Annotated in this window: 9 protein-coding genes; all 9 read left to right on the top strand. The window is 71.8% G+C overall.

Annotation, left to right across the window (positions count from 1 at the left end; translation table 11 throughout):
* The first annotated feature begins 4 nt into the window (after positions 1-4).
* From HCN51_RS49890 to HCN51_RS49850, 9 genes are read left to right on the top strand one after another with little or no spacing between them, the layout of a single operon-like run.
* Positions 5-928, top strand: coding sequence for an ABC transporter permease (locus HCN51_RS49890; RefSeq protein ID WP_168019607.1), 924 nt, complete (start codon positions 5-7; stop codon positions 926-928).
* Between the two features lie 5 nt (positions 929-933).
* Positions 934-1,797 carry an ABC transporter permease gene (locus tag HCN51_RS49885; RefSeq protein ID WP_168019604.1) on the top strand — a complete coding sequence of 288 codons (864 nt, stop codon included), beginning with the start codon at positions 934-936 and terminating at the stop codon, positions 1,795-1,797.
* Positions 1,798-1,831: 34 nt separating this feature from the next.
* Complete coding sequence (locus tag HCN51_RS49880; RefSeq protein WP_168019602.1) at positions 1,832-3,349, top strand: ABC transporter substrate-binding protein; 1,518 nt, start codon at positions 1,832-1,834, stop codon at positions 3,347-3,349.
* Positions 3,349-4,317, top strand: coding sequence for an ABC transporter ATP-binding protein (locus HCN51_RS49875; RefSeq protein ID WP_168019599.1), 969 nt, complete (start codon positions 3,349-3,351; stop codon positions 4,315-4,317). The genes HCN51_RS49880 and HCN51_RS49875 overlap by 1 nt, the downstream gene beginning before the upstream one ends.
* Positions 4,314-5,102: an ATP-binding cassette domain-containing protein gene (locus HCN51_RS49870; protein WP_168019597.1), complete on the top strand. Its 789-nt coding sequence runs from the start codon at positions 4,314-4,316 to the stop codon at positions 5,100-5,102. The genes HCN51_RS49875 and HCN51_RS49870 overlap by 4 nt, the downstream gene beginning before the upstream one ends.
* Positions 5,099-6,937 (top strand): MGH1-like glycoside hydrolase domain-containing protein, encoded by a 1,839-nt coding sequence (locus tag HCN51_RS49865; protein ID WP_168019595.1) that lies wholly within the window; start codon positions 5,099-5,101, stop codon positions 6,935-6,937. Before HCN51_RS49870 ends, HCN51_RS49865 begins: the two co-directional genes overlap by 4 nt.
* On the top strand, positions 6,934-8,538 hold the full coding sequence (locus tag HCN51_RS49860) for an FAD-dependent oxidoreductase (RefSeq protein WP_168019593.1): 1,605 nt from the start codon (positions 6,934-6,936) through the stop codon (positions 8,536-8,538). Before HCN51_RS49865 ends, HCN51_RS49860 begins: the two co-directional genes overlap by 4 nt.
* 2 nt (positions 8,539-8,540) lie before the next feature.
* A complete protein-coding gene (locus HCN51_RS49855; RefSeq protein WP_168019591.1) occupies positions 8,541-9,455 on the top strand; it encodes a dihydrodipicolinate synthase family protein in 915 nt (304 codons plus the stop codon).
* Positions 9,452-11,506, top strand: a complete 2,055-nt coding sequence (locus HCN51_RS49850; RefSeq protein WP_168019588.1) for a golvesin C-terminal-like domain-containing protein — start codon at positions 9,452-9,454, stop codon at positions 11,504-11,506. Before HCN51_RS49855 ends, HCN51_RS49850 begins: the two co-directional genes overlap by 4 nt.
* Positions 11,507-11,772 lie beyond the last annotated feature (266 nt).

Genomic DNA, 11,772 nt, shown 5'->3' with positions numbered 1-11,772 from the left:
CGCGATGCTGACCCTCGTCATCCGCCGCCTGCTGGCCGGGGTGGTCGTGTTGTGGGGCGCGGCCACGCTGATCTTCCTGATCGTGCGCGTGGCCCCCGGCGACCCGGCCACGGTGCTGCTGGGCCCGGACGCCGAGCCGGCCCAGATCGCGGCCCTGCGTACCAGGCTCGGGCTGGACCGGCCGATCCTGCTGCAGTACGGGGACTACCTCGGCCAGACCCTGCACCTCGACTTCGGCGATTCCTACCGCCTGGCGACCTCGGCGATGAACGCGGTGTTGTCCCGGCTGCCGGCCACGATCGACCTGACCCTCACCTCGGCGGTGATCTCCGTCTTCGCCGGGCTGCTGCTGGGCTCGGCCGCGGGCATCCGGGCCGGCTCCGGGCAGGATCGGATCGTCACGACGCTGACCATCGTGCTGCAGTCGTTCCCGACGTTCTGGATCGGCATCATGCTGATCCTCGTCTTCGCGCTGGGGCTGCGCCTGCTGCCGACGTCGGGGGCGCAGAGCCTCAGCAGCCTCGTACTGCCGGCGGTGACGTTGTCGTTCCCCTTCACGGCGATCGTGGCCAGGGTGGCGCGCAGCGGCATCGCGGAGGCGATGGCGGAGCCGTACGTGCAGACGGCCCTGTCGAAGGGGCTCACACCGCGGGAGGTCCTGACCGGGCATGTCCTGCGCAACGCGCTCATCCCGGTGACCACGGTGGTCGGGCTGCAGATCGGCGCGCTGCTCGGCGGCGCGGTCGTGGTGGAGAACGTCTTCGCCTGGCCGGGCCTGGGCACGCTCGTCGTCGAGTCGGTGGGCAACCGCGACTACGCGGTCGTGCAGGCGGCGACGCTCACCATCGCCGCCATCATCGTGCTGCTCAACCTCGTCGCGGACCTGCTGTACGCGCAGCTGGACCCGCGGATCAGGGCGGCGTCATGACGGTCATGCCCGCTTTCGTCTCCGGTCTCGTCGCGGCCCGGCGCGCGCGGCGGCGCAGCGGGCTCATTCCGGCCCTCGTCATCGGCCTGTACCTGCTCGTTGCCGCGGCCGGTCCGTTGCTCATCGCCTACGACCCCGTGCGCACGCCCCTGGAGGACCGGCTGTTGCCGCCCGGGGCGGCCACCTCCTCCGGGGGCACAGCCCTGCTCGGCACGGACGCGCTCGGCCGCGACGTGTTCGCCCAGGTCGTGTACGGTGCCCGCACCTCGGTCCTGATCGGCCTGACCACGGTCGCGGTGTGCCTGCTGGCCGGCGTGGCGATCGGCTGCGTCGCGGGCTACTACCGGGGCTGGGTGGACTCGGTGCTGACCCGGCTGGTCGACATCCTGCAGGCCTTCCCCGGGATCCTGCTGGCCATCGTCATCGCCGGGGTGTTCACGCCGAGCCTGTGGGTGATCATCCTGGCGTTGTCGGTCACCGGCTGGATCTCCTTCGCGCGGGTGGCCAGGAGCGTCGTGCTGAGCGTGCGCGAGCGGCATTGGGTAGACGCCGCCAGGCTCATCGGCGTACGTCCCCGGCGCCTGCTCGGGCGGCACATCATGCCCTTCACGGTGGGCCCGCTGGTGGCGATGGCCACCCTCGAGTTCGCCCTCGTCGTCCTGGCCGAGGCCGGCCTGAGCTTCCTGGGGATCGGGCTGCCGGCGTCCTCGGTGTCGTGGGGCCAGACCGTCGCGAACGGCAAGGAGTATCTCAGCTCGGCGTGGTGGATCTCCGCGGCGCCTGGCCTGGCCCTGTCCGTCCTGGTCGTCAGCGTGGGCCTGCTCGGCGACACCCTCACCGCCCGGTACGGCCGCGCCCGATCCCGGTAGTGCACGAAACCCCCCGAATTCCTGGAGCAAGCTCATGTCCATCACTCCATTCCTGCGAGCCGCCGGGCTCCTCGCGATCGCCCTGACCCTGCCCGCCTGTTCGATCGGCAGCGGCGGCGGGGCCGGGCGGAACGCCGCCAGTCAGGCGATCGTCGCCAGCGGCACGTTCGTCATCGACAACATCGACCCCGGCTCCGCGCAGGGCGGCTCGGCCGGCAAGGAACTGGCCGGCCAGCAGATCTACGGCCGGCTGGCCAAGCCGGACGCCACCGGCAAGCTCGTGCCCGACCTCGCCGAGGCGTGGAAGCCGAGCGCCGACGCCAAGAGCTGGGACTTCACCCTGCGCGGCGGGCTGAAGTTCTCCGACGGCAGCCCGCTGACCTCCGAGGACGTGGTCGCCTCGTTCGACCGGCTGATCGACATCAATGGCCCATACGCCGCCAACTACAAGGGCGTGAGCGCCAAGGCGGGCTCGGACACCGTGGTCACCTTCACCTCGCCGGCCCCCGATCCCGCCCTGCCGAGCAAGTTGACGACGCTGTTCGTGTTGCCGTCGGGGGTTCCGGCGGACGCCGCGTCGTACTTCGCCAAGCCGGTCGCCTCGGGGCCGTTCATGGTGGAGTCATTCACGCCGAGCTCCGAGCTCAAGATGGTGCCCAATCCCCACTACTGGGGCGGTGCACCCAAGGTGAAGTCCCTGACGATCCGCAGCATCCCGGACGTGGCCGCCAAGCTCGCGGCGCTGCGGACCGGCGAGGTGGACGTGGTCTGGGGCGTGCCCGACGACCAGATCCCGGCGCTGCGGTCTGACGCCTCGCTCAAGGTGGAGGCGGTGCCCAGCAACGGCAACTTCACCATGTGGTTCAACTCCGGCATCCCGGCGCTGAAGGAGGCCAAGGTCCGCAAGGCTTTGTGGCAGGCGGTCGACTTCGGCACGATCATCAAGCAGCTCTACCCGGTGACCGGCCAGCCGGCCGACTCGCCGCTGGCGCCGACGGTCTTCGGCTACGCGCCGCAGACGCCCGTCGCCTACGACCCCGGCGCTGCCAAGAAGGCGCTCGAAGAGGCGGGCTACCCCTTCGACAAGCCTCTGCGCCTGCAGTTCGGGCAGGCCCAGTTCAAGCCGTTCCTGCAGGCGGTGGTCTCCTCCTGGGCGAAGATCGGGGTCAAGGCCGACCTGCTGCAGAAGGAGCAGGCGGTCTTCATCGAGGACCTGCTGGCGTTGAAGTGGGACGTCAACTTCCAGCTCCTCGGCACCGCCGGCTACGACGCCGCCACCAACCTCGGCCGCCTGTACCCGTGCGCCGCCAAGCGCACCGGTTACTGCAACCCCGACCTGGACGAGCTGCTGGCCAAGGCGGGCTCCGCGACCGACCAGAACGAGCGGAAGGAGCTGTACACCCAGGCATCCAAGATCATCTGGGATGACGCGGTCGGCATGTTCCCGATGACGTCGAAGGTCTCCTACGTGTGGAACAAGAACGTGTCCGGCTTCACCCTCGACGCCCTGGGCTACCCGGACTTCTCCAAGGCCGTCGAGTCGGGAAGCTGATGAACGACCTGCTCAAGATCACCAGCCTGTCGGTGGACCTTCCGGGCCCGGGCGGCCCGGTGCGGGTCATCGACGAGGTGTCCTTCGACGTCCCGGCGGGCCGCACCGTCGGCCTGATCGGCGAGACCGGCAGCGGCAAGACGATGATCGCGATGTCGGTCATCGGCCTCCTGCCCGAGGGGGCGGCCGTCGGCGGGGCGATCTCGTTCGCCGGCACGGACCTGCTCACCTGCGGCCCGCAACGGCTGCGCGCCCTGCGCGGTCACGAGATTTCCATGATCTCCCAGGACCCGATGGCGTCGCTGAACCCCACCCAGCGCATCGGCCGTCAGGTGGGCGAGGTGCTGCGGCGCTCGGGGGCGCCGCGGGCCGAGGTGCGCGACAGAGTCGTCGAGATGCTCGACCGGGTCGGCATCCCGGATGCGGCTCGCCGCGCCCGCGACTACCCGCACGAGTTCTCCGGCGGGCTGCGGCAGCGCGCCATGATCGCCATGGCGATGATCGCGCACCCGTCCCTCGTTCTCGCCGACGAGCCGACGACCGCGCTCGACGTGACCGTGCAGGCCCGCGTCCTGGGGCTGCTGCGCAAGCTGCAGGTCGAGGAGGGCGCGGCGATGCTGCTGGTCAGCCACGACCTGCGGGTGATGTCGCACGTCGCGCAGGACCTCGTCGTCCTGTACGCCGGCCGCGTCGCCGAGCGCGGCAGCACCGCCTCCGTGCTCGGCCGCCCCGCACACCCCTACACCAAGGCGCTCGTCCGTAGCGTGCCCGCGGTCCGCACCAAGACCGCGATCGCCGACCCGCTGCCCGGCACCTCCGCCGTGCCCGCCCGGCGGCCATCCGGCTGTGCCTTCCATCCGCGCTGCCCCCTCGCGACCGGCCGCTGCCGCTCCGAGATCCCCCGGCCGCGCGAGGTCGCCCCCGGGCGGTGGAGCGCCTGCCACGAGGCCGAGAAGGTGCTGTCATGACGGTATTGGCCGTGGAAGGCCTGCGCGTCACGTTTCCTGTACGGGGCTCCCTGTTGCGCAGGAGCCGGTTCACCGCCGTGGAAGACGCGGCCTTCACCGTCGGCGAGAACGAGATCGTCGCCGTGGTCGGCGAGTCGGGGTCGGGCAAGACCACGATCGCCCGGTGCGTGGTCGGTCTGCGGCGTCCCGATGCGGGGGTGATGACGTTCGAGGGCGCTCCGCTGCCCGCCCGCCGCCCACCCGAGCTGAAGCGGGCGATCCAGATGGTGTTCCAGGACCCTCGGTCGTCGCTCAACCCCCACATGAGGGTGGGCGCGATCATCGAGGAGGCCTGGCTCACACATCCGTCGGTCGCGCCGCCGGGGCCGCGCGCGGACGCCGTCGAGGCCGCGCTCGCGGGCGTCGGCCTGGACGGCGAGGCCGCCGCCCGCTACCCGGCCCAGTTGTCGGGCGGCCAGTGCCAGCGGGTCAGCCTGGCCCGCGCGCTGGCGCTGTCGCCGCGGCTGCTCGTCTGTGACGAGGCCGTGTCCGCGCTGGACGTGTCGGTGCAGTCGCAGGTGCTGCGGCTGCTGGTCGAGCTGCGCGCGACGCGGCGGCTGTCGATGCTGTTCATCAGCCATGACCTCGGCGTCGTTCACCAGATCGCCGACCGCGTGGTGGTCATGCGGGCCGGCCGGATCGTCGAGCAGGGCCCCGCCGACACGGTGTTCGCAGACCCACGGCACGAGTACACCCGGGCGCTGCTGGACGCGGCCCTGGAACTGAACGACATAGGGATGACATGACGCACTACGCAACCGTCCAAGCCTCGCTCGCCCGGGGCTGGAACACCTGGGACACGCGCAGCGTGCTCACGCAGGTCCGCCTTCCCGACGCGCTGGGCCTGTCACTGGGCCTGAAGGAGTACTACCGGGGCACGTCCCTGCGCACCGTGCAGATCGGCCGCCGCACCGACGGCGCCGAGACCGTCACCCTGGGCCGGCACGCCTACGACGGCCGCTACACGGAGACGATCGTGAGCTGGGCCGGCATCACGATCCGCGTCCAGACCGCGCATGCGGGCGACGACCTTGTCGTGCTGGTGACCCCCACCGCCAATCAGCCCAAGAGCGCGCTGCTGACCGTGGCCGCCGGCTACCTGTGGAACCGGCCGGGCACCGTCAGCCGCGAGGGCGGGCGGCTCACCACCGAGGGTCCCGGCGGGACCGTCACCATCCATGGCACGGCCGCGCACGTGGACGACCCCTACGCCGACATCGACGGCCCGTACCTGGCGATGGAGCTGACCGGCGCGCTCGGGATCAGCACCGGCCGCGCCCGCGACCTGCCGGAGATCGCGCGGATCGTCGCTCGGGCCTCCGCCGCTCTCGGCGAGGCCGGCGCGGACCCGCTGGCCCAGCACCGCGAGATCGTCAGGGACGCCATCTCCTGGAACACCATCTTCGAGCCGGCCAAATCCAGGGTGGTCACCACCGTCAGCCGGCTCTGGAACGTCGGTAAGCGCGGCGGCTACGCGCTGTTCTGCTGGGACGCGTTCTTCAATGCGCTGCTGGCGGCCGTGTCGAGCAGAGAGCTGGCCTATGTCAACACGATCGAGATGCTCAGGGCACTGACGCCCGAGGGTTTTGTCCCGAACGTCGAGCAGGGCACGGGCCGCAAGACCTACGACGGGTCGCAGCCGCCGGTGGGCTCGCTGGTGGTCCTGGAGCTCTACCGCCGCTTCGGTGACAGATGGTTCCTGGAGGAGACCTTCGCTCCACTGCTGGCCTGGAACCGCTGGTGGTGGCGAGTACGCCGGGACGGTGACCTGCTGTGCGCGGGCTCCACCTACTTCGACCCCGAGTTCCCCTCGCCGCAGGACATTCCCCGTATTCACCAGCACTTCGGTGCCACGTGCGAGACGGGCTGGGACGGGCACCCGGTCTTCGACGACGTACCCTTCGACACCTCCAAGAGCCTGCTCGCCGCCCATGACGTGGGCCTGAACAGCCTGTACGCGGCCGACTGCGAGGCGCTGGCGGCCATCGCGGACGTCCTCGGCGTGCGGGAGGCCGCCTCCGAGCTACGCGAGCGGCACGCGACCGTGACCGCGAGCATGGAGTCGCTGTGGGACGAGTCGAGCGGCATCTACCGCAGCAGGCGCACCGACACCGGCCTGCACACCGAGCGGCTGTCCACGATGAGCTTCTACCCGCTCCTGGCCGGTGTCGGCCTGGGCGAGCGGGCCGCCCGGATGGTGTCCGACCATCTGCTGACCGAGGACGGGTTCGGCGGCGAGTGGATCCTTCCGTCCTCCCCGCGCCATGAGCCGGTCGACCTCAGCGACGGTAGCTACTGGTCAGGGCGAGCCTGGCCGCCGGTGAACTTCCTGGTCTACCTGGGACTGCTGCGGGCCGGGGAGCGCGGCGCGGCCGAATGGCTGGCCGAAGGCAGCTCACGGCTGGTGCTGAAGGAGTGGAACCAGCATCGCCACGTGCACGAGAACTACTCCAGCATCCACGGCGGCGCGTGCGACAAGCCGAACAGCGAGCCGTTCCAGACCTGGGGCGCCCTGCTCAGCCTCATCGTCCTGATGGAACGCGGCGAGATCGACTTCTTCACGAAAGGCGGTGCGGCATGAGGGAGGCTCGGGCTGACGTCCTGGTGGTCGGGGGTGGCATGGGCGGGGTCGCCGCGGCGCTGGCCGCGCTGCGGCGCGGCCGGACCGTGCTGCTCACCGAGGAGAGCGACTGGCTGGGCGGGCAGCTCACCAGCCAGGGTGTACCACCGGACGAGCATCCGTGGATCGAGCAGTTCGGCGCGACCCGCTCCTACCGCCGGCTGCGCGATTCCATTCGCGAGCACTACCGCACCTGGTATCCCCTGACCAGGGAGTCCCTGGCCGCGCCGGACCTGAATCCCGGCCGCGGCACGGTCAGCAGGCTCTGCTGCGAGCCCCGGGTGGCGGCCTCGGTGCTGGCCGCCATGGTCGGTCCCTACCTCGCGGCGGGCCGGCTGACGGTCCGCTACCGGCACCGGCCGGTGGCGGCGGACGTGGACGGCGACCGGGTCACCGGCGTGAGCTTCGCCGGCCCGGACGGGGAGTGCTTCCACGCGCGGGCGCCGTACGTGCTGGACGCCACCGAGCTGGGCGACCTGCTGCCGCTGGCCGGGATCGAGCACGTCACCGGCTTCGAGTCCGGCAAGGAGACGGGCGAGCCCAGTGCCCCCGGCAAGGCGCAGCCGGCCAACATGCAGGCATTCTCCTGGGTGTTCGCCGTGGAGCACCGCGACGGGGAGGACCACACCGTCGACCGGCCGCACGACTACGCCTTCTGGCGCGACTACCGGCCGCCGTTCTGGCCCGACCGGCTGCTCAGCCTGGTCGCGCCCGACCCGCGCACGCTGGAGCCGAAACCGCGCAGGTTCGTGCCGAACGCCGGCGCCGGTCCGGTCGTCGCCGACCAGAGCCGCGACCCCGGCGACACGGACCTGTGGGTGTTCCGGCGCATCGTGTGCCGCGAGGTGTTCGAGCCGGGCTTCGCCGCCAGCGATGTCGTCATCGTCAACTGGCCGCAGATCGACTACCTGCCCGGCCCGCTGATCGGGGTGACGGACGAGGAGCGGGACGCGCACCTGGCAGGGGCCAGAAGCCAGTCCCTCAGCATGCTGTACTGGCTGCAGACGGAGGCGCCCCGGCCTGACGGCGGCACCGGCTGGCCGGGACTGCGGCTGCGTCCCGACGTCATGGGCACCGCCGACGGCCTGGCCAAGGTCCCCTACATCCGCGAGTCGCGGCGTATCCGGGCCCGCCGCACGATCGTGGAGCACGACCTGTCGCTGGCGGTGCGCGGCGAGCACGGCGCGGTCACCTATCCCGACAGCGTCGGCGTCGGCATGTACCGCATCGACCTGCACCCCTCCACCGGCGGTGACAACTACATCGACGTGGCCAGCTGTCCCTTCCAGATCCCCCTGGGAGCGTTGTTGCCCGAACGGGTGCGCAACGTACTGGCCGCCGGCAAGAACCTCGGCACCACGCACATCACCAACGGCTGTTACCGGCTGCACCCGGTCGAGTGGAACGTCGGCGAGGCCGCCGGCGCGCTGGCGGCGCACTGCCTTGAGCACGGGCTGGAGCCCGAACAGGTGCACGAGGACCCCGTGGCACTCGAACGTTTCCAGCGCGAGCTGGCCGCCGACGGCTTCGAGCTCGCCTGGCCCCAGGTGCGGGGGTACTGATCGTGGCAGGACTGCTCGGCGGGCTCGTCGTCCCGCTGGTCACCCCCATGAGCGAGCCGGGCCTGCCGTCGGCGGAGGCCGGGGAGCCGCTGCTGCGGGCCATGGCACACGCCGGGGTGCGGCGGCTGATGCTGCTCGGCAGCAACGGCGAGGGCCCGCTGATCCCGGCGAACCGGGCGCGCGCGTTCGTCGCCGGAGTGACCAGCCGCTGGCGTGACCTCGTTCCCGGCGGATCGATCCTGGTGAACGTCACGGCCGCGGGCACCGACGAGGCCCGGCGGCGGGCCGCGGACGCCGCCGCGGCCGGGGCCGACGCGCTCGTGCTCAGCCCGCCGACGTACTTCCGGCACCGCGAGGACGAGGTCGTCACCCACTACGCGGCGATGGCCGAGCAGGGGCTGCCCGTCGTGGCGTACAACGCGCCGCGCTACGCCACGCCGCTCACCCCGGCGGTCGTGGCGGCCCTGGTCGACCTGCCGCACGTGGTCGGCATCAAGGACTCATCCGGCGACCCGGACCTGCTGACCCGGCTGATCGCGGCGGCCCGCCGCCGGCCCGGCTTCCAGGTGAGCCAGGGTGACGAGCGACGCCTGGCCGACGCACTGCGGGCCGGCGCCCACGGCATCACGCCCGGCACCGCCAACCTGGCGCCCCGCCTGGCCCTGGACCTGGTCGCCGCCCGTGACGACGGCGCCGAACTCGACCGGCTACAAGACCTCACCACCCGCCTCACCCACATTCACGGGGTACGCCCCGGCGTGCCGTCCGTCAAAGCACTCCTGGCGATGCGCGGGCTGTGCCCGCCGCACTCCGCCCCGCCCCTGGCTCCCTGCACACCGGACGAGATCGAGGAGCTCGCCCGCGTCGTGGAACCGCTGACCCCCCACCTCCTCACCGACCCCGGGAGCACCACATGACCGACCCCGTCATCGGCCGCAGGGCCTTCACGCTGGGAATCGTCGCCGGCGCGGCCCTGGCCGGCACCGCCGCGCCGGCCGCCGCGACCGGACTGGCCGAGCCGTTCTTCGAGGAGGCCACCCTGTGGGACTCCTCTGCAGGAACGCTGGCCAACTACCACGTGCACGGGCTCACCGTGCTGCGGGACGACACGATTCTCGCCTTCTGCGAAGGCCGCCACGAGGTCTGCGACGCGGGCCCGCGCGACCTGCTGCTGCGCCGCAGCAGCGACCAGGGCAGGACGTGGAGCCCGACACAGGTGGTGGTGCCGTCGGTCGATGGGCAATCCTGGGGCAACCCCGCGCTCGTCCACGACCGCACCACGGGCGAGGTGTTCCTGTTCTACAACCTGTCGGCGCGTCTGCCGGAGAACACCTCCTGCTCCGGCGACACCGGCAGCCTGCACCTGATCTCCAGCACCGACGGCGGGCTCACCTGGGGTCAGCCACGCGTGCTCGACGACCTGTTCACCCGCTTCGACTACCAGTGGGCGCTGCACTCCCCCGGCCCCGGCCACGGCATCCAGCTCGACAACGGGCGGCTGCTGATGAACGTCGCCCACCGGCGGGTCATCGTCGGCAACAGCGTGGCCGAGCGGATGTACGGAATCGCGTCCGTCTACAGTGACGACCACGGACGTAGCTGGCAGGCCACAGGCGCGGTGCCGGTCTCCGCCGACTATCCCATCAACGAGGCCCGGCTCGTGCAGCGCGCCGACGGGTCCGTGCTCGTCAACGGACGGGCCGCCGCGGGCGGCAACCGGCAGCGGATCGTCTCGGTCAGCCACGACCGCGGGCTCACCTGGTCGCCGCCGAAGCTGGACGGCTCGACCGGGCAGTTCAACGCGGTGGACGCGGGCCTGCTCGGCTACTCCCAGGACCGCATCCTGTTCAGCCGCCCGGACGCGCCGGTGCGCTACAACATGACCGTCTCGGTCAGCTACGACGGCGGCCACTCCTTCCGCTACCACCGGGTCGTCAACCCCGGCCGCTCCTACTACTCCGACCTCGCCCGGCTGTCCAACGGCACCATCGTCCTCATCTACGGCTGTGACGGCGACATCGCCAGCTTCCCGCTCAAGGTGAACGTCTGCCGCTTCAACCTGGAATGGCTCACCCAGGGACGCGACAGCACGGTGGCCGGCCCGCGCATCAGCGAGCAGGCCGTCGACCTCGCCCGCCTGGCGGGCGTCCGGCCCTCGGACGGCTCTGTCGCGGTCGTCAGGGAAGCGACGGCTCGCGGCGGCGCCCGCGTGGTCTTCACCCCGGCCGCCGTCGGCGACCACCTGGAATACCCTGTCACCGTCCCCCGGCGGGCGGAGTACGACCTCCTCCTGCGCTACTACCGCTCCACCGGCGGCGGCCTGATCGACGTGACCGTGGACGGCACGCGCCCCCGCAACCACGTCATCGACACGACCTCGGAGCACGCGGAAGGCTATGACGTGCTGCTTCTCGGCACGATGCGGCTGGCCCCCGGCCGGCACACCGTGCGCTTCACCCTGGCCGGCGCGGGCCGCGGCGGCGGGCAGTCCCTGTCCCTGGACGAGCTGAGCCTCATCCAGGCCCCGGCCCGGGCCGACGCCGACGACGACATCACCGTCGACAACGGGGCGCTCGGCTACGCGGTGGTCTCCGGCACCTGGGCCTCGGGCACCGGCGTAGCCGGTTTCTACGGCGGCAACTACGCCTCCCATGCGCCCGGCGACGGCACCGCCACGGTCCGCTGGCGCCCGGCCCTTCCGGCCGCTGCCCGCTACGAGGTGAAGGTCTCCTACACCGCCGCCTCGAACCGCTCCCGCACCGCCACGTACGTCGTTCACCACTCCGGAGGCAGCACGCCCGTCGCGGTGGACCAGACGGTCCGCGGCACGCCCGACGCTCGCGGCGGCGAGTGGGTGTCGCTGGGCACGTTCGACTTCGCGGCGGGGATCGGCGGTGCGGTCGAGCTCAGCGACACCGCGAGCGGCTACGTCGTCGCGGACGCCGTCCGCTTCTCACGCCGAAGCTGACGCGACCTCCTCCCCGCCCGGGCCCGGCGCAGGTCCGGTGATCAGGGATGGCATCCCGTCGCCGCACCGGCTCGAACGCGGTGGCGGGCGGATGGCGCCGCGGCCCCGCACCACCCGGCCGGTGTGCAGGACGCGCATCAGCGTCGGCGAGGGCTTGGCCTGCCTGGGTGAGGGCCTGGGTGGGGGTGGTGGCGGGCATGGTGTCTCCGTGGGCGGCCTGGGTGCGGGTTGGCCCGAGGAGGCATTCCCGTGGCCGGCAGGGCCGA

Origin of the sequence: Nonomuraea composti, assembly GCF_012034275.1 — a bacterium.
In the GTDB taxonomy this organism is placed as follows: domain Bacteria; phylum Actinomycetota; class Actinomycetes; order Streptosporangiales; family Streptosporangiaceae; genus Nonomuraea; species Nonomuraea composti.
This window is presented reverse-complemented; position numbering and strand designations above follow the sequence as displayed.